14 protein-coding genes and 1 pseudogene are annotated in these 19068 nt (G+C 36.1%); 7 read left to right on the forward strand and 8 right to left on the reverse strand.

Features of this window, described 5'->3' with window-relative positions; genetic code table 11:
* Positions 1 to 189: 189 nt before the first annotated feature.
* Positions 190 to 2190 carry an NAD-binding protein gene (locus tag WG932_RS06055; protein WP_483087333.1) on the reverse strand — a complete coding sequence of 667 codons (2001 nt, stop codon included), beginning with the start codon at positions 2188 to 2190 and terminating at the stop codon, positions 190 to 192.
* 23 nt (positions 2191 to 2213) lie between these two features.
* Complete coding sequence (locus WG932_RS06060; RefSeq protein ID WP_483087334.1) at positions 2214 to 3053, reverse strand: hypothetical protein; 840 nt, start codon at positions 3051 to 3053, stop codon at positions 2214 to 2216.
* Positions 3054 to 3481: 428 nt separating this feature from the next.
* Between WG932_RS06060 and WG932_RS06065 the strand changes: the two genes are divergently transcribed.
* Entirely contained in the window at positions 3482 to 4483 is a 1002-nt protein-coding gene (locus tag WG932_RS06065) for a hypothetical protein (protein ID WP_483087335.1), read from the forward strand.
* 26 nt (positions 4484 to 4509) lie between these two features.
* Here the strand turns inward: WG932_RS06065 and WG932_RS06070 are convergent, their stop codons facing one another.
* The gene (locus WG932_RS06070; protein WP_483087336.1) at positions 4510 to 4929 is read right to left on the reverse strand and encodes a DUF983 domain-containing protein; all 420 of its coding nucleotides are present in this window, start codon (positions 4927 to 4929) and stop codon (positions 4510 to 4512) included.
* Positions 4930 to 5410: 481 nt separating this feature from the next.
* On the opposite strand from WG932_RS06070, the pseudogene WG932_RS06075 reads away from it, so the two are divergent.
* Positions 5411 to 6303, forward strand: a pseudogene (locus WG932_RS06075) (DUF2652 domain-containing protein).
* Between the two features lie 416 nt (positions 6304 to 6719).
* Here WG932_RS06075 and WG932_RS06080 read toward each other — a convergent pair.
* Both WG932_RS06080 and WG932_RS06085 read right to left on the reverse strand, forming a co-directional pair.
* Positions 6720 to 8012 (reverse strand): hypothetical protein, encoded by a 1293-nt coding sequence (locus WG932_RS06080; protein ID WP_149394164.1) that lies wholly within the window; start codon positions 8010 to 8012, stop codon positions 6720 to 6722.
* Positions 8013 to 8109: 97 nt separating this feature from the next.
* On the reverse strand, positions 8110 to 8886 hold the full coding sequence (locus tag WG932_RS06085; protein ID WP_483087337.1) for a carbohydrate-binding family 9-like protein: 777 nt from the start codon (positions 8884 to 8886) through the stop codon (positions 8110 to 8112).
* Between the two features lie 507 nt (positions 8887 to 9393).
* Between WG932_RS06085 and WG932_RS06090 the strand changes: the two genes are divergently transcribed.
* Positions 9394 to 10971 (forward strand): M81 family metallopeptidase, encoded by a 1578-nt coding sequence (locus tag WG932_RS06090; RefSeq protein ID WP_483087338.1) that lies wholly within the window; start codon positions 9394 to 9396, stop codon positions 10969 to 10971.
* Positions 10972 to 11311: 340 nt separating this feature from the next.
* Here the strand turns inward: WG932_RS06090 and WG932_RS06095 are convergent, their stop codons facing one another.
* The 3 genes from WG932_RS06095 to bamG all read right to left on the reverse strand — a co-directional run bounded on the left by WG932_RS06095 (position 11312) and on the right by bamG (position 14466).
* Positions 11312 to 12451 carry a bile acid:sodium symporter family protein gene (locus tag WG932_RS06095; protein ID WP_483087339.1) on the reverse strand — a complete coding sequence of 380 codons (1140 nt, stop codon included), beginning with the start codon at positions 12449 to 12451 and terminating at the stop codon, positions 11312 to 11314.
* A gap of 302 nt (positions 12452 to 12753) precedes the next feature.
* Positions 12754 to 13182, reverse strand: a complete 429-nt coding sequence (locus WG932_RS06100) for a DUF2141 domain-containing protein (protein WP_149394167.1) — start codon at positions 13180 to 13182, stop codon at positions 12754 to 12756.
* Between the two features lie 42 nt (positions 13183 to 13224).
* Complete coding sequence (bamG, locus tag WG932_RS06105) at positions 13225 to 14466, reverse strand: BamG family beta-barrel-assembly machinery protein (protein WP_149394168.1); 1242 nt, start codon at positions 14464 to 14466, stop codon at positions 13225 to 13227.
* A 239-nt stretch (positions 14467 to 14705) separates the two neighbouring features.
* Between bamG and WG932_RS06110 the strand changes: the two genes are divergently transcribed.
* From WG932_RS06110 to WG932_RS06125, 4 genes are all read left to right on the forward strand, one after another.
* Positions 14706 to 15992, forward strand: a complete 1287-nt coding sequence (locus WG932_RS06110; protein WP_483087340.1) for a DUF4270 family protein — start codon at positions 14706 to 14708, stop codon at positions 15990 to 15992.
* Between the two features lie 6 nt (positions 15993 to 15998).
* Positions 15999 to 16997: a Kelch repeat-containing protein gene (locus tag WG932_RS06115; protein WP_483087341.1), complete on the forward strand. Its 999-nt coding sequence runs from the start codon at positions 15999 to 16001 to the stop codon at positions 16995 to 16997.
* A 377-nt stretch (positions 16998 to 17374) separates the two neighbouring features.
* Entirely contained in the window at positions 17375 to 18040 is a 666-nt protein-coding gene (locus tag WG932_RS06120) for a sensor histidine kinase (protein WP_242067707.1), read from the forward strand.
* A complete protein-coding gene (locus tag WG932_RS06125; protein WP_483087342.1) occupies positions 18037 to 18780 on the forward strand; it encodes a LytR/AlgR family response regulator transcription factor in 744 nt (247 codons plus the stop codon). Before WG932_RS06120 ends, WG932_RS06125 begins: the two co-directional genes overlap by 4 nt.
* Positions 18781 to 19068: the final 288 nt, after the last annotated feature.

A 19068-nucleotide genomic window follows, 5' to 3' on the forward strand; every position in this document is an offset into this window, starting at 1 on the left:
CTGACAATAGTCAGGGGTGAAGCATGTCCTATGTATACGAGAGGTGTTGCAATCGCAAGAAAATCTTTTGGAGATTTTAACATAGCATTGTAATGGTGAAATTAAAAAAGCCACGATGTGGCTGATTTTGAGCGATTCCAGCACATAATAGATAGTATATTTCAGGTTAAACTTTAACCCTGAACGCTCTTAAATTAGGATTTGATTTCCGTATTGATCTAAATACATTAATGAAATAAAGTAAGGTATCCCCTCTATCTGATGGTAATCCTTAAACTGTTCATTGGCGGGCAAATCATTAAAAGTAACCAATAGATTATGAAGTTTCTGTGCTTTATAGGTCTCTTTATAGATTTTCCAATCTTTTCCTACAAATGGTCTCCAACCATCCAGAATCTTCATGGCGTTCCACCTTCTGTGTTCTATCAAACCTAAATCTTCAACTTCTTTTTTGCTCCAAAATTTTTCAAAACTAGCTTTCTCCGGAACTTGATCCGATACTACCCATTTCTTACCGTAAGCTGTTACCTTTATCCAAAGGTGATCGGCTGCCTGTCTATTCCCCTCCCGATCTGTTTCAGACAGGCTTTTCCAACAGTATCGCATCATCATTTCCATTCCCTCCAAGACATAACTGTCGGATAAAGCTTGAAACCACAGGTTTTTTAACCCATCGATTTTATGTTTTAATTCTTCGTCATATGTGAGAGCTTCATTATTGGAAACATACCCTAACTTCAATGCCTTTACCTTTGAAATCAATTTTGTAAACCATTTTTCTACCTCGAGAGAGGTCCTAACAGATCTGTTCCCGTAATCATATAAGAGGTAGTACCATAGGGCTATTTGTTTGGCCAAGTGGTCTGCTTCCTTATTTTGGATCGCCTTACAGGAAAATTCATAAAGATAATTACCAAAGCATTTTACAGGGATATGTGGAGCCAAGGCATTGATTTTTTGTTCTAAATAGACCTCTTCTTTCTCATCCGGAAAATTATAAAAACAATAAGCCTGTAAATCATAATTGGGATTTTCAAGTTTTATTCGTTCCAAACCGGGTAGTATAGAGGTCAAAATGGAAGCACTCTCCAAACCAGAATTGAGGCAGGCAAATACCTTTAATTTCTTATAAATATTTAAGTATTGAAGCAGTGGGCTTTGGGGATGTGTTAGCTGTTGAGGAATCGGTGGAAGGGGGTAAAATTGGATTCGGTCTTTTGTATTATATTTATCCCTTTCCTTATAAAATGTCCAATCCGTTACTCTACTAAAAATAGCATCCGGTTGCTGGTCATTTTCTCTAAACAAATACGGGTATTCTTGTTTAAAATCCTCAACTGCCTTGGCATCTGAATCAGGATAAAAAACCAAAATTCTGGGCATGGGGTTATCTGTAAAAACGAGTTGCTGTATGGATTTAAGGGCAAGAGACCTGCCAACCGAACCAAATCCTACAATTGATATTGAGCAGCTGAGTGGTGTTCCGCGTAACTCGGGAAACCCTGCCAACATCCGGCGGGCAGTATTATCGGCATGACTGAATACTGTCAGAGCGTAGTTGGTGCGTGCACTTATTGACTGTTGCAGCAATTGCTTTAGTTTTCTGTCCTGGATATGGACAAACCAATCCTCGTTTTTATACTGCTTGATTTTTGATATCACCTGATCCATTTCCATTACACATCGGACGTTTTCCTCTTCGGATTCGGTCACCACAAATACTTGTGCCGCTTCTTGAAAATAGGTTTTATTAAGCGAGGTGGAACTTGTAGGAACACCGGTAATAACCCAAGCACCTTCATTTCTGGCAAGTTCCACAAGTGCTGATGTTGGATCCGGATTTAAAACCACCACTTTAACACCTTTTATAGATTTCGTTGAGGGATTTCTAAGGTCTTTTAAAATATCGAATGCAATTTCATTCAGTCCCACCACGACTGCAAAATTATTCGCCCATTTTGGACGGAACTTCCGGAAAGAAATCCAAGAAAGGAATTGTGAAACAACTCCTTTAAAGCGGTTCCATAGCCTAAATTTATAAAACAAAAACCGGTAAAATACTTCTTTTCCTGAAGCAAAATATAGGGCTATAAAAAAAACAACAACAGTAAAACTACCGCCCAATATCCTAGCTGCTTCCACTTTCCAGTTATAAGAATTTTCAAAGACGGATTGGTCTAAGGTGATCAAGTTGGCGGAAAAAAATACACTGTTTAGAAATTCTGTCCAGGTTTTTCCTCAATACCATAATGGCCGGTAACACCTAGGACCAGAACACAGCATACTAGAAATAAAGGGAGTAAAAACCGCAAGAAAATGCCTGTAGAAATCGGGAAGACATTTCGTCCAAATCCGGGTATCCTTTTGCATGTTTTAGTTATAAGATTTTTATAATAAGCAGTTATTATTGTTGTCTCCCAATCGTGTTTACTTCTAGGTATAATTGGGTGATTAAGGTAAGATTGAGCAGAAGGGATAGCATTCTTTTCACGGGCAGTATATAAATGGTGAAGGGTATATTGTACTTTTCTGTCCCAAAAGAAAGACTTAGCTGATGATTTATTTTTGAATTTTTTTACGGCGTGCCAGGTTCCTCCCAGTTTTCCGGTGTCAATACCATCCCATAAAGTTATTAGGTGACTCGACTTAAATGTCAATATTTCATTTAGAATTTCGTAAGGCGTTTGATCACGATCTGATTTTAAAGGTTTTATTTTTAAAGTAGTGTAATTTTCCTTACTTTCTAATTTATCTACACGTTCTAAATCACCTTGTCCATAAGAAGGGAAAATCTTTTCGTCAATAATCAGAAGGATTACAACAACTCCTAAGCTAGCAGCCTGATTTGCAACAAGTTCATCTGCACCCTTCGCAAAACCGGTAATAAGAATGAAATTTTCAGGTTTTCCATTTACAATTTCTTCCAATTTCAAATGAACCTTTTCTCTAATCGCAGGAATATCATTTATCAAGATGTCTTGATGACCGGAGTGACCAATTACTGTTTTGATTTTAAGTAAACGCTTAAATTCCTGAGATGATATTGAATGCATTTGTTATGACACTAAGTTATGAATGAATTTGTAATAACAGTTATTGAAAATGTAATTAGCCATATAGGAAGCCATTGGTGTTTTTTTATTAAGTAAGTTTGTTGGCATTAAGAACAAAAGCAAACATCGATTGGCAAATGTTTTATTCTACTTTCAAAGTAATCAATAAAATTTAATTTTGTATATATAACTTTAAAAATACAGGTAATTGAAAAAGCCAAACCTCATTAATCTTTTTATTTACCTTGTTTGGAACTCAAAAATGAATGCTTTATAAAATAAAATTAAAAATAACACACCTCACCCATCACAAACTCACAATCACATCTATTTATTCAGGCAATTTCACTCATTTTTCCACTGCAAAATAAAAAAGACATTGTATATTTCCGGTATAACATCATGTCTCCTACCCGATTCAAAACACCATGCCTAGATCATATTTTATCGTCGCTTTATCAATTGTCATAGTTTTAATTACAGGTTTCAGTAGAGTAGCAAATCCACCTCAAGCGGAAATCAGCAATGGGCTGATTACGGCAAAACTCTACCTACCGGACCATGAAAATGGCTATTATCGGGCTACTCGATTTGATTGGTCAGGAGTGATTTCCAGCTTAGCGTACAAAGGTCATCAATATTTTGGGCAATGGTATGACAACTACGACCCTCTGATCAATGATGCCATAATGGGACCTGTCGAAGATTTCTCTCCACTAGGATATGAAGAGGCTAAAGTAGGGGGTGTTTTTGTTAAAATTGGAGTTGGAGCCTTGGAAAAAATCAAAGAAGAAAAATACCGCTTCTCCCATACATATAATTTGGTAAATGGCGGTGAATGGAAAGTTAAAACCTATCAGAAACGAGTGGAATTCAGGCATGAATTAATTGATGCAGATGGCTATGGCTATTTGTATACTAAAGTTGTGGAGTTAGTGGATGATAAACCTATACTTGTATTGAAACACACCTTGGAAAACATAGGTATTCAACCAATCAAAACAAGTGTCTACAATCATAACTTCTTTGTGATCGACCAAGAAATGACAGGCCCAAATATTAAAACCACTTTTCCTTATAAAGTTTACCTCGACAACAGTGAAGAAAAGAAAAAAGTTAACTTTAACGGCTTAGGAATGGTTTCCGATCATACCATTAGTTTTAGCAGGTATTTTGAAAAGGGAGAAAATGTATACACTGATGCCTTGATGGGATTTAGGGATTTACCAGAAGATTACCAATTCTCGGTAATGAACACAAAAACCGGCGCAGGAGTAAAAGTTACAGGTGACAAAGCACTGGAAAAGATTGTTTATTGGGCCAACGCAAGAACCTATTGCGCTGAGCCCTATATCAGACTTGAATTAGACCCCGGTGAAACCATTAACTGGAAAAATGAATATGATTTCTTCACCTTCGAAAAGGAATAAATCCAAGTATTTAATTCTAAGTTTTATTAATTTTCTCCTATATCTCCAAAATAATATAACATGATCACTTTTGAGTACCTCAGGTTCCAAGGTGTAGTTATAAGGGTAGGGATAAATATAGAAACATAATAGACCCAAAGTGGAGGATCATTAAAGACCAAATAGGCAAGAAATCCAAAGACCATAAATATAGCTACGCCTACCATATAGGTGAAAAACATAGATATCTGATAGAAACCGGGTTCCGGCATAAAGCCAAAACCACATTTTTCGCAATTTTTATTCAACTCATTAAATTGGCTCATGTTTAATGCTGAGGTCTTAAACATATCCCCTTCTTTACAAACAGGACATTTACATTGTAGCATGGCATCCAATTTCTTGTTGTTTTTTTCAATGGACTCATGGGTGTTACCATGCTTAATCTCCTGGCTTAAATTCTTCATTGGGATCTATTGTGATTTAAAACTATGCCTTCTTCTAGGTAAAAAGAAAAACTTAATAAAGCCACTCATTTTACCTCATTGGTATTAATAATTTGTAATTTGACTTCAAAGTTCCCTCAAAATGGATTTTTCACAAAATATTACAACCTTTCTGGTTATAATGAATTAACTATTAACGCGTAAATTTTAACCTAACTCATTAACAATTAAACTACCAAAGGCTTGTTAAAATTGTACAATCAATCCGGTAGTTAAAGAATATTTTTAGGGAAGTATTATCCTGCAAGAAACCAATTTCTTCCCTTCGTTTTTTTTTAAAGTCTTAAAAACAATTCACCTCATAGACAATCATTTCATATCAATAAAAACTAACTTAATTTGAGAAGAAGCTTATTCTTTTCAAATTTTAATAAAGTTTGTTTTCTAAGCATCATCTTCTGATCCTAGAAATTATTGATATATTTGGCAAACTTCAAATCGCATGTATGCTTTTTCACCTGTCACTAATTCAAGCAAAGGGATTATTTTCATACCTGATATAAGTGGATTTACACAATTCATCAAAAAAACTGAAATCATTCACAGCCAACACATTATTACTGAATTAATTGAGTTAATAATAAAGGAAACTGGTGATGAATTTTCCGTCTCAGAAATTGAAGGAGATGCAGTGTTGTTTTTCAATAACAACTCACTCCCTGATTTTGAAAAACTCACTTCCCTTTGCATAACAATTTTCAAAAATTTCATCAACATCTAAAATATTATGCGAGAGATAGAATTTGCCATTGTGGTGCGTGTAATTCTACGGAAAAATTATCGCTTAAATTTATTTTACATTCTGGAACAATCACGCAATTTGAAGTAGGTGGACACCAAAAGCTATTAGGAGAAGATGTGATTGTGGCACATAGGTTTTTAAAGAATAGAATTGACCAATCAGAGTACATCCTTTTTAGTGGTGATTTTATTCACGACTCGAAACCATCCTCTCATCATTTGAATTCACTTATTATTGGTGAGGAAAATTTGGAAGGCTTGGACAATAAGATGTATTATTACCGCTCCCTTGGTCCATTTAAGAAAGAAATAGAAGAACCTCCTGCTAGGAAATCGCTAAATTTCCCTACAATAAAGACAGGGAAAATGGTGGATATAAGCGCCCAACCAAAAGAGCTGCTACAAATGTTAACAGAGCCCAAATATCGGATTAAATGGATGAAAAGTTTAAACAGAATCACCCTAAAAGATCAAAAAATCAACCGGGTTCTATCCTACCATGAATGTGTGCTTGGAGGTAATCACCTTGAAGTTTCTATAGAGGATGTTGTAACCAACGATGTAGGAATTAAATTTTTGAAAGAGCTCAAATGAAGCGTCCCTTGTTAGATTTTATGGTGTTTTACCAAATGGAAAAAAAGACAGTAAAATTACTCAAGTAGGTATTGGCAATCATTTTTTTAAATCAAAATACTGGATAATAAATAGAATTTTACTCCCAATTTTACCCCTAGTATTTAGATTTTTAAATCAAATCAATTTACGACGACTCAAAGAATATACTGAAAAAGAATACCGAAATATTCTATAGACTATCCATTACAAATTTCAAAATCAGTTTACAACACTCCTAGAGAAAGGTCAGGAATCTTATTGCAGGATTCGGGGCTTCAGTAAAGGAACTTTTAACCTTCATTTTAATGGCTATTCGTAAAAAAATCCACGAGGGTAACCCGTGGATATTCAATTAAAGCCTTATTTCTATATTTTTTTTATTTTAAAATCTTTGCTCAATCTAATCTTTTACCTTCTTCGTCCCAACCTGTGGAGCAAAAGTGAGACTCATTAGGAGTTTGATAACTGACCTGTGCAAGTTGCGGTGTTTTAAGCTTTTTGTGACCTTGAATCCTAGACTCTAAAGAAAAATCTAAAATACCACTACTTAGCATGGTCCGCTCTACCGGATATGGGGCCTCTCCTGATTCAAACAATATTTCAATGTTCTTTACAAGACAACCAAAATGATGGTGAGGTTTACCTTGTAAACGCATCAAAGTAGAAAATGGCTTCGGGTTATCTTCCAATTCTACTGCTATAGTAAAATCCTGAACCAAGCCTGTCAAAAGGAAAGCTGCTACTTTCAGCCCATCATTATAATCCACAACAAAAACTGCAGGCGATTTAACCAAATCCTTCATATCTCCTTCAACTTTGGTGAGGCTATGTGCAATGGCTTCGTTAAACAACTTACTGGCCCATTTGTTCTTTTCCAAAAACGCCCAACAGTCTTCTCCTTCCAAACACTGCACAGCTTTCACCCCTGTTTCCCCACCTTTTCTTCGCTCTACCACTGCCTGAAGGGAATCTAACAAATGAAAACCATAAATATCCAACCCGCTATAGGAAATACCCACCGCATATTTTTGTGCTTCTCCATACGGTGTATCAACTGCAGGAATCCGCCAAGCTACCGGTACTGAAGAACCTGCCAACATAGGGAAATCCAGTTCTTTGGAAATGTCCACCATCCGTTTGGCTTGCCTCCAACTATAGGATAAATGCTTGTCATTGAAAACAGGTACAGATTTTTTCATCTCTCTAAAGACATCCGTAATTTTCAAAAACATTTCAAAACGTGGATAAAGCTTTTGTGCCTTTTCGTTGGAAGGATAAACTCCATGCTCTCCTATTAGCAAAACAGCATCTACTTCTAGTTTATCTCCTCCAAGCGTAAGTGCATCAGCTACTGTCCCAAATATTGGCACCCCATGCTTTTTAGCCATAGGTCTACTCATGTCATTTTCGGGAACTTGTTCAGTAAAAATAGAAACTATCTTGGATCGAGGATAAGGATCCATTTCATCTTGATTGTATCCTTCCAAATATTTCCCAACGATAACATCTGCATGAGAATTGGGCCGGTATTCAGTGAGAATAGCTGCAATTCTTTTGGGTTTATTGGGAAGAATTCTTTCAGAATTCTGCTTAATTAAAGGCTCTCCATTGGCTGGGGAGATAGAAAGCAATTGCCCTGGAAGTAAGGGCGTAATGGCTAGGTATCTTAGAAGTTCCCGACGTTTCATTTGGTGATTGTGGTTAAATTAGTGAATTAATTAAATTGCTTAAATAGTTTTCTGACCTTTATTTTTTTAATAAGTAAAAGATAAAGTTGATCAGGATTTATTGAAATTTTAAAGTGCCAAAAAACTGAGGCAGATGAAAATTTGGTTTTGGGTTGTCTACAAATGACCAAGTCAGAAAATTTGGGTTGCTGGTCCTACTCCCTGTTTTGTAAAAATTTGCTTTCCATACTGTGCCTTTTTTAGGTTGTGTAACATTGGAATGTTTTTTCAGCATGGAAATTGGAATTCTATACTCAATAGTCCATGTAGTTGGCTCAGATATTTCAGGGTCTACCACCTCCGGCAAAGAGTGTGCGATTTCAATTTGGTCAATATCTTCTTTTCCTAATTTTGTAAAATCATCCCAAGGTTTAGCTATATAAAAAATCAAAGGTGTCCCTCCTGCGTTGATTTCAAGATTAAAGTAACTAAGAGGTTTCTCAGAATCCGGTGAAAAGAAAAATTCCACACAAGAGTCTCCCGACACATTTCCATTGTATTCTTGTACTATTGAGCGTACATATCGATCTTCTACTTTGAAAATCCCATAAATATTCTCCTCATCGTACATCAATTTTGCCCATACTTTGGGAAGGAACTTAGGTTGCTTCCCCATATTGTAATCAAGGCTGATCGCCTTAATTCCTTTCCACTGTGCCTTGTCCCAATTAGCATCAATTGGATTTGAATCCTTCTTTAGCTTTTTCACCACATACTCTGCTTCTTCGTTCTTGGAGGTGATTTCGCTCTTTTCAGGATTTGTCGTTACCTTATTTAGGTGACTGTAGAATAACGGTAAGGTTAACAATGATAAATAGAAAATTATTGCTTTCATGAAATTAATGGTTTGAGCTAAATTTTGGTTAGTAACTTTGGCTTATACAAAAAATAAAATTTTGCAAGCCAACCTCTCTAGACTTCAAAGAAAATAGTTGTCAAAATAGGTTTTATTGCCTGAATATATGTAAAACTTCAAAAAGTTGGCTACAATGAAAGTATCTTTTTAATGTTTTATTATTTCTACGGTAATTATGGGGTAAAAAAATTTGTAAAGATTGGAAATATCCTCCTTACCAAAATAGATTGAAGATGAAAGGGAAACCGAAAGGCCTTTTCTTTATTCAAAAAAATAAATATAATCACCAAAACCTAAATTATAGATTCGCAATGTTCTGACTCCAATTACTAAATTTATAAGAAATTGGTAACAATGAACATCTGAAACATATCCCTTAAAAACATTGAATTTTAAGGAAATAAACGGTATTATTGGTGAATTTACTTTAAACAACCACCTTTTTAAATCATTTAATAAATGGTTTAAAGCTTATAAAAAACCAAAATGAAAAAATCCACTTTCTTAAGAATTACATTAGTTTTACCACTCGCGCTGCTTTTCTTATTGACAGCCAATGCACAAAAAAAACCAATAATAGGGGTAGCTGGAATTGCCCACGAATCAAATTCTTTCAGCAGTCAATTAACGACGCTTGATTTATTTGATTTCAAACAGGGAGAGTCTCAAGAAGAACTGTCTAAAAAATTCTTCTCCTTTGCCAATTCTCAAACCATAAGTTCAGGTTATATAGAAGGAGCTAAACAATTTGGCTTAGAACTTTATCCTACCGTGGTCACCAGAGCAAGACCTATGGGGCCTGTTACTGACGACGCCTTCAATACAATGATGGATGAGATTTTAAAGCAATTAAAGGCCGGACCAAAATTGGATGGCATACTGCTTAACTTACATGGGGCAATGGTGGTGGAAAGCTACCCGAGTGGTGATGAAGAAATTGTCAAAAGAGTTCGGGAAACTTTTGGCCCTGAAATGCCCATAATTGTTACTCATGATTTCCATGCCAATGTCACTCCTGAGTTGGTGCAATATTCAAATGTATTGATCACCTTCAAAGAAAATCCACATCTAGACACATTTGACCGAGGTTTACAAGCTGCAAAGATAATGTCCGAAATGGTTAAAGAAGGACTCAAACCAACGCAAGCAATTGTAAAAGCGCCAATGGTATACAACATTGTATATCAAAGTACTTTTTCTAATCCTTTATTGCCTATAACAACAGAGAGTAAGGAAATGGAGAAAAATGATAAAATCCTTTCTGTGAGCGTTGCCGGAGGCTACCAATACGCTGATGTACCTTGGATGGGTCCATCAGTCATTGTTGTCACAGACAATGATGCTGAGCTCGCACAAAAGGAAGCCCAAAGACTTTCTGATAAATTGTGGGATACCCGCCATGAAACTGTACTCAAAAGCCCTCAACCTGCAGAGGCTGTGAAAATGGCCATGGAGCATGATGGACGACCTGTTGTCTTGATAGATATGGGAGACAATATTGGAGGTGGATCCACCGGTGATAGTTCATTTTTATTGGAAGAATTAATCAAACAAGGCGCTCAAGGATGGGTGATGGTTATAGCTGATCCGGAGGCTTATGCCGTTGCTGAAAAAGCCGGAGTTGGAAATGATTTTGATTTTGAAGTAGGCGGAAAAACTGATGACATGCATGGTAAACCTGTTCGCATAAAAGGCCATGTTCGCTCGCTTAATGTAGGTCGATATTTGGAAACTGAGGTACGTCATGGAGGCGGACGATATTGGAACATGGGACACACTGCCGTTATTCAATTGGAAGGATCAACTTTGGATGAACCTAACTTGGTGTTATTAACCACTTTGGCCTCTAGCCCAAACAGTGCCCATCAATTAATATCTAATGGAGTATATGTAAAGCGCCAAAAAATAATCGTAGCAAAAGGTAATATTGCCCCACATGCTGCTTATAAACCATTTGCTTCAAAATTAATACAAGTAGACAGTCCAGGTTCAACCGCTGTTAACCCTACTTGGTTTACCTTCAAAAGAGCACGTAAAGGAATGTTTGGCATGGGAGATTATTAGTTGCTCACTTTTAAAGGATAAATACCAAACCAGTCGCTTACAATTTAATCATTGTGATGCTTTGCTAAAATTTCTGAACAGGCTGATTTTACAGGATTTTAAACCCTAGCTGAAAAAGTTCAGTACAATCAATATAAATCCTACAACATATTCAGATTAAAGATAATCGCCCTTTTGGTAATACCAAGAGGGCGATTTCATTTAAAAGCATTTTAGCACATTGGGACCGATCAAAAAGCTTCTATTATAAACAAAGTTTAGTCAATTGAAGTATGATCTTTGCCTCCGTTCTGTTAATTAATATTCATTTTGATCCTACTAGTTACTCAAAAATCAGGCATTATTTTTCAATTTCTTTTAATGGTTGAGGGGTTTCTGTAAGTTTTGAAACATCATTTTCACCAGTTGGAGCTGTGCGCCACCAGTTGGCGAGGAACGATCCTGATATATCCATCCAAGTGCCAAAAATAGCAGGAAAAAGACCTAAAGTAGCCGCTTTCCCTAACTCAGAAGCTATTCCTGCCGCCATCCCTCCATTCTGCATCCCTACTTCAATAGCTATGGTTCTGCTGTCAACTTTATTCATCTTGAATAATCTACAACCCCAATATCCTAATACATATCCACTTGCATTATGAATTATGGCTGCAAGCAAAAGCAATAGACCAATTTCCAAAAGGCTGTCGCGACCTGCTGCAACAATTACAGCGATTATTATAACATTGGCAGCCATGGCCACAAAAGGCATAGAAGTATGCACCCACCCGGCCTTGTTTTTAAAAATTTTGTTGAAAACCATACCCGCCACTATGGGAACAAATATCATTTTGATAATACTAATCATCATCTGAAAAGAGTCAATTGGAATAAACTGTCCAGCCAAAAGTTTCATTAACATTGGAGTTAAAAAAGGAGCTAATATTGTGGTAAAAGCAGTTAAAGTTATGGATAAGGCAAGGTTTCCTTTGGCCAAAAAAGTGATAATATTAGAAGAAACACCACTTGGTGATGAACCTATAAGAACAATTCCTGCAGCTATTTCTGGCGGGAAGCCCATAAGTAGAGCCAAGCTAATAGCCAAAATTGGCATAATGGTAAATTGAGAAATCAACCCTACAATTACCCCTCTAGGCATTTTAAGGACCCCTTGAAAATCCTTTATGCCCATGGTAGTCCCCATACCAAACATGATCAGTTGTATTAAAGGCACTATAAATCCCTCTGTATGGTACCCTCCTACTTCAGTTATATAACCAGGATAAACCATGCTTATGGCTACAGCTGCAATAACCCATACCGTAAAGGAAAAGCCTTTTAATCGTGAAAAGCCTTGCATCCCAATCAACAGAAAAGTAAAAAAAACCAACACAAGTAATCCTGCCAATTCATTGTTGGCCAATACAAGCATAAAAATAATTCCTAATAATGATATTCCTGCCAGTACAAGAGATGTACTCCATAGCTTATGCTTACTATTCATGGTTGTTTTTTAAGTGGATTTGAAATGGTGTCAATTTGCACATCAACTTAGATTATACTTAAGTTCAAGGTAAATTGCCTTTTCTGTAAATATAGAAGGGTTTTTAATAATTAGGGGCAAATGCAAAACCTTTTACTTTAAAAAAATGGTAATATGTAAAAAAATAGGGTCTACTGGAAGGATATCAAAAAGATTGATGAGGTGAAGGAGTGATTGCTGAGGGGGCGATTGCGTGATCTGTTAGGAAGTGAGTGGGTGGTGGTTGGTGGTTTTTTTCTTTCCGTATTTCGTTAAAAGATGGCCTAATAACAGACGTTAATGGAGAGTTGTTGATTTCCGGAATTTAAATAAACGTAATAGGACTCAGGTTTAGCATTCTTGTTTCCACAATAAAATTCTCCCGATAGCCCATATCCTTCCTTTGGTTTTCCCAAAAGAGAGTAATCCATTTTGCCATTTTTATTGCTATCATGAAAAACAGTAATCATGTATTCTCCAGGTTCCAAGGCCGGAAGTTTAATATGTGAGGCTATTTCCAACGGTACCTGAATTTTTTCAACAGGCTCCAATTCCACCATCAAATTTATTGGTTGTTTTTTAAACACCTGAACCCGCACATCTCCTCCAAGGTCAAAATTCAAATTACTTAAATTAAGGGTAGTTTGATTATAATCATAAAAGGTAAATGAACTTATAAGAATAGAATAAAGGAGTGTTAAGGCAATTTTCATTTTTAATCAATTAGAATTTAAGGCACATTTTGTTAAATAATTTTATTTGTAACCAACCTTTTGAAACCAAATATCTGCTAGGTTAATATTCAATACAATACCATGGGTTGTCTCTCTTGAAAGTAACGAAGTGCTTCCTTGTTTTTCAAACTGGTAAGATAAATTCAACCTTGTGAACCCTTGGATAGGAATCCCAATTCCGGCAGTAAGTCCCCAACGATCTACTGCTTGATTTTGAAATTGATAGTTACCGGTATCATAGTAAGCACCTGCTGCATAACTCAATTTTTGAGGATATCGATAGCCACTTGAAATAGGCACATACTCAATTCCTAAGTTAACTTGATGAGCTGGTATATAATCCTCCCAAGAATCAGGAAATAGTTTGTAGGTATAATCTGCGGCAAAAATCCAACTTTTATTTTGATAAGATAATCCTGCTTTAAATGTTTGATAGAAATCTATTTTTTCCTTGTCACCTGTAGATTCAAACAACAAGGTGTCTGAGCCGGAAAGTTGAATTTCTTCAGAAATGGTTTCCACCATATAAGCAGGAGCTTGATATACCAAGCCCATCAATAACTTTTTATCTTTATTTTGATAGGCTACATATTGTAAACCCACATCCACTCCTGCACCACTATAGCTATTTTTTATGTTCAATTGAAAGTCATCTATGGAGCCGTCACCATCACCTTCTATGGCATATGAATTATTATTATTAATTACACCAAAGGCATAATATGGCCTAATCCCTAATGAGAGGCGTGGATGTAATGCATAAGCATAATTAATATAAACTTTACTTATGTCGCCGTAATTCTTAGTCAACTTAGAATAAGGATCATCAGACCCCACAAAATAAGTGGTTTCCATAAAACTGTTATCTACACTACTTATGGGAGTAATTCCAAAGTTTAAAGCAGATTTATTGGAAATCTTCAACCAAAAGGCAACATGAGACAGATTAGTCCTATTCACATCAACATTTTCATCAGTGGTTGCAATGTTCATCATCTGATATTTTACATCTGCATCGACCATAAAATTATACCCTCCAAATATCCCAATACTGGAGGCGGGGTTAACAAGGTTTAAGAAATATGGAGATTGTACTGCCACACCTGTGCCTCCAAGCCTTGCAGCATGTCCTACATTGTCATTATTTATCAAGCCTATTCCGTAGGAAGAATATAAGGAACCATCTCCCCTTTGCGCCAACAAATTTCCTGTTAGCAGCAAGGACATAAGACATAAACACAGCGATCGAATAGGAAAAGTCATTTTGATTTTTTCGGAAAGCTAGGACTACAAAATGTAACATGCTTCTATAATAGCCCTAAGGGCAATTTGTATAGACGAAATTCCCTTTTTTACCGCCCAAAAAGCAAAAACTAGACTATAAGCCATTTTTGAAGGATCATAGATAACAAAGGGCCTTTCGTCGAGAAGATTGTCACTTATGTCTATTTTAACTTATTAATCGAAGAAGATTGATTTGGTTTGAGGCAAAAATTAACTCTATGCAATCAATTTTCAGATCAATCAAATACTTCTGCATTTCTGCTTTGGCTTTTTTAATGACAGGGTGTTTTGAAAATGACATCCTTGTCCAGCCTGAGGTTATTAAGGACGATGATCAGCTGGATGTCAGTTTGATCGAAAGCACTGATATACTATTGTATAGTTATTTCAAGGATAGTTTGGTAACCAATGATAGAAGCAGTTTTTTATTGGGCTCATACGAAGACACCATTAGGGGAAAGATTGATGCCATACCTTATGTACAATTCGGGGCAGAAAGTAGTATCAGGATGAATGATGAAGCGCAAATGGATTCCGTAGTACTCGTACTATTCTACGAAAGCTTCCACTATGATACCATCCCTGTTTTTGATCTCAATATTTATGAACTTTTAGAAAGCCCTGAACCTGATGATGATGGGGATATTTATAACTTTCAAACATTTAGCTACGATTCAAATCCATTGGTAAGCAAATCAATTCAGGCTTTACCTCATAAAGATTCACTTACTATCAAACTCCCCTACGAGTTTGGTCTTGAACTATTTGAGCAATCAAAATCCAGTAGCACTATCTTCGATTCAAATGATGATTTGGAAGAATATTTCAAAGGATTTAGAATTGAGCCGGTTGGTATGGGGCCTTTACTGACATTTGCAGAGACGTCTTATATTGGTTTTTATTATAAAGCCTCAACAGACATTTCTCAAACCAATTCCTACTTTAAAATCACAGCGCAAAGTGGCACAGAGCAATTCACTAACCTGACAGTAGATAAATCCTATGGTATTTTTCAAGGTTTTGAAGCCTATACAAACATAAGTTCAGAAGAAACTTCAGGGACTTTGATGGTGGATCCACTCTATAATTCAGGAATCAGAATCGAGTTCCCGGAAACCCAAAGTCTTAAAGAGATTTCCGAGAGTTTCTTTATTTCTTCGGCCATACTTCACCTACCGGTGAGGCCGGGAACTTATAATAATTATTTCAATACCCCATCCTATTCAATCAGTGTATATGTCGTGGATAAAGACAACGAAATCATTGGTTCTTTAGGTACTATAGGCATGACTGCTTTTGATGATCAATTTCAGGAAAACACCTATTTTGAAATTCCTGTAAAGGATTTTATTGACAGCCAGTTAACCACAAATTACGACAATGGAAATGCATTATGGATAACCATCCCTCAGAGCACTTCCTTTACAACAAATTACTTGGCCTTTTCATCTCATTCAACACAACAAAAAATTAAACTAGATATTGTATTTCTTCCTTTAAATTAAATTATTATGAATAAAACACGTTTGTTAATAGGAGCTATTGTTGGAGTTTTTCTCCTTGGAGGTTGCATCAGCGATGATGAAACAACTTCGGAAGGCAACTGGGTCCAAAGATCCTATTTCGAAGGTAGCAACCGCTCCAATGCTGCCGCTTTTTCCATAGATAGTAGAGCCTTTATTATGGGAGGTTATACCGGAGATGAGTATTTGAGTGATTTCTGGGAATACAATGCCACAGGAGACTACTGGATCAAGAAAGCAGATTTTCCCGGACAAGCACGGAGCAATGCCGTTGCTTTCTCTATCGATGGAAAAGGCTACGTAGGCACCGGCTATGATGGCACAAATAAGCTCAATGATTTTTGGGAATACGATCCTGAAACTGATACATGGATGGAAGTAGCTTCTTTTGGAGGAACAGCCCGATACAATGCCATTGGATTTTCGCTTGTTGATAAGGGGTATATTGGAACCGGATATGATGGAAGTGAACAAAAAGATTTTTGGCAGTATGATCCTGCTACCGATTCTTGGACACAAATAATCTCTATGGGAGGTGCCAAACGTCAAGGAGCATCTGTTTTTGTAATCGATGATGTTGCATATATCGGAACAGGTATTAATAATGGGTCTTATGAATATGATTTCTGGGCTTTGGATGGCAACACCTTAGAGTGGACGAGGAAAAATGACCTTGATTACAGTGACGACTATGCAATCGTAAGAAGTGAAGCCAGTGCCTTTTCTATTGATTCTTATGGCTATATTGTGGCCGGGTCTATTGGTTCGGTGATGGGTAGCACTTGGGAGTATCACCCTAGTGACGACACTTGGGAAGAAAAACACCAATTGAAGCCGTTTATAGAGCGGGTGCTTCAGCCTTCTCAGTCAACAGTAGGGCTTACGTTTTATTGGGAAGAAGTTCTAGTCTTAGGTTTGATGACATCTATGAATTTCAGCCTTTTGTTTATTATGATGAAGAGGATTAAATTTATCAAAGCCATATAAATGCTTCAAATTGAAAAAAATAATTTTAAAGACATTGGTTCATGTCTTAATACTGGGAATAATATTATTCCCAGTATTTTTTGTTATTTCCAATAAAAGCGAGGTAATCAGGCCAAACTTTCACCTAAGTATTCCCAATAGTAGCATTGTAATTTTCTATCTGATCAATATAATTTGGTTGATCCCAAAATTAATTTTCGAAAGGAAATATTTAAAATACGCCCTATTTATCCTCCTTTTTTTAGCCTTATTCTTATTTTTTCAATATACCTTTTTCGATTTTATTCCCATAGAAGGCGATCGTCCTCCTCCAAGGTTTCAGATGAGAAGAAACCAAATGTTTTTTATTTCCTTCTATTTTCAGATTCGTTTTAATTATGGCGTTGGGAACTGCCATAGAACTGATTGCCAAATTTGAACAGGAGCACAAAAGATATGATGAATTAGAAAGACAAAAAATCATCAAGGAACTTAGCTTTTTAAAGAATCAATTTAATCCTCATTTTCTGTTCAATGCCCTAAATAATATTTATTCGTTGGCAAGTAAGAAATCAGAGAACACTACCCCGTCCATCATGTTACTGTCAAACATGTTAAGGTATGTATTGTACGAGTCCGGAAAAGAAAAAGTACCTATTCACCAAGAAATAGATTTTATAAAAAATTACATAAACCTCGAGAAACTCAAATTTTCGGATAGTAATGCACCTCAAATTAAATGTTATTTTTCCTTATTGAATGAAAATTATGCTGTAGAACCCCTTCTTTTCATCACTTTAATTGAAAATGCATTTAAACATGGGATCAGTTATGTCACCCCATCCTTTATCTTAATTTCCTTTACAGAAAACAACGATGAAATAGCGCTTTCCGTTATCAATAGCGTGGGTAAAAGGGATGATGAAAATATTAATACCAACAAAACCGGTGTAGGGCTTGAGAATTTAAAGAAAAGATTGGAATTACTGTACCCTGGTAAACACAGCTTTAGGCAGATTTATGAAAACAGTACATTTAAGTCTTTTCTAAAAATAAAGAAATGAAAATAAATTGTATAATCATTGACGATGAGGTATTGGCTTTGGATATTTTAGAAGATTATATCTCTAGAATGCCCATGTTAGAATTAAAAGGTAGGTTTGACTCTCCTTTAAAGGCATTAGATTGCATCGTACATGATGACATCCAATTAATTTTTTTAGATATCAACATGCCGGATATCAATGGCATTAAATTTTATGAAAGCCTTTCCAACAAACCCAAAGTAATATTTACTACTGCCTATAGTGAATATGCGGTAAAAGGATTTGAAATCAATGCCATTGACTATTTATTAAAGCCCATCAGTTTCAGTAGATTTTTTCAGTCAGTAAGTAAGGTAATCCATATTCCTGAAGTCAAGCCTACCACTAGCCTCCAACCAAGTTTTCAAGATCAACTAAATGATGAATCTTCCAAGTTTATTTTTGTTAAAGTAGAGCATTTCACCATTAAAGTGGAATTAAAAGACATTGCCTACTTGCAAGGGTACAAGGATTATGTGAAAATATATCTAATTGGTAAAGAACAGCCCATACTAACCCTAAACTCCATCAAGCATTATGAAATGAGCCTCTTTTCCAAAGGCTTTATTCGAATCCATAAATCCTATATTGTTTCAGTCAATCAGATTGAGATTATAAGTCGCAACAAAGTTAAACTTATTGACAAGGATCTGCACATCACCATTGGAGGGAATTACAAGGACTTTTTCTACGAACTTGTGGTTAACAAAAATATTTAAATCAGTGCTTTTTATGCTTCCTTTAAGGGGGACTAACATTACAAAAATTAACACGAAATATGCAATAGACAATCTATTACGTGCTGAAATCGCCTCAAAATCAGCTACTTCCTTGCTTTTTCAATTTCACCATAGGGGTGCTATGCTAAAATCTCCAAACAGCCTGATGTCCTGCGATTGCAACACTTCCCGTAAACACGGGACAGGCTATCACCCCTGACAGTCAGGGCGGAGAAATCCTATTACATAATCCGGGTTTAAGCCTCTGATTCAAGCCTGAAAGTTGCA

The organism is Cyclobacterium sp. SOCE241, assembly GCF_056867545.1.

Excerpts from the sequence above, each read along its gene's own strand:
- bamG (WP_149394168.1), bottom strand. The coding sequence starts at position 14,466 with ATGACTTTTCCTATTCGATCGCTGTGTTTATGTCTTATGTCCTTGCTG.
- WG932_RS06085 (WP_483087337.1), bottom strand. The coding sequence starts at position 8,886 with ATGAAAGCAATAATTTTCTATTTATCATTGTTAACCTTACCGTTATTC.
- WG932_RS06125 (WP_483087342.1), top strand. The coding sequence starts at position 18,037 with ATGAAAATAAATTGTATAATCATTGACGATGAGGTATTGGCTTTGGAT.
- WG932_RS06095 (WP_483087339.1), bottom strand. The coding sequence starts at position 12,451 with ATGAATAGTAAGCATAAGCTATGGAGTACATCTCTTGTACTGGCAGGA.
- WG932_RS06090 (WP_483087338.1), top strand. The coding sequence starts at position 9,394 with ATGAAAAAATCCACTTTCTTAAGAATTACATTAGTTTTACCACTCGCG.
- WG932_RS06060 (WP_483087334.1), bottom strand. The coding sequence starts at position 3,053 with ATGCATTCAATATCATCTCAGGAATTTAAGCGTTTACTTAAAATCAAA.
- WG932_RS06080 (WP_149394164.1), bottom strand. The coding sequence starts at position 8,012 with ATGAAACGTCGGGAACTTCTAAGATACCTAGCCATTACGCCCTTACTT.
- WG932_RS06115 (WP_483087341.1), top strand. The coding sequence starts at position 15,999 with ATGAATAAAACACGTTTGTTAATAGGAGCTATTGTTGGAGTTTTTCTC.
- WG932_RS06070 (WP_483087336.1), bottom strand. The coding sequence starts at position 4,929 with ATGAAGAATTTAAGCCAGGAGATTAAGCATGGTAACACCCATGAGTCC.
- WG932_RS06120 (WP_242067707.1), top strand. The coding sequence starts at position 17,375 with ATGGCGTTGGGAACTGCCATAGAACTGATTGCCAAATTTGAACAGGAG.
- WG932_RS06100 (WP_149394167.1), bottom strand. The coding sequence starts at position 13,182 with ATGAAAATTGCCTTAACACTCCTTTATTCTATTCTTATAAGTTCATTT.
- WG932_RS06065 (WP_483087335.1), top strand. The coding sequence starts at position 3,482 with ATGCCTAGATCATATTTTATCGTCGCTTTATCAATTGTCATAGTTTTA.
- WG932_RS06110 (WP_483087340.1), top strand. The coding sequence starts at position 14,706 with ATGCAATCAATTTTCAGATCAATCAAATACTTCTGCATTTCTGCTTTG.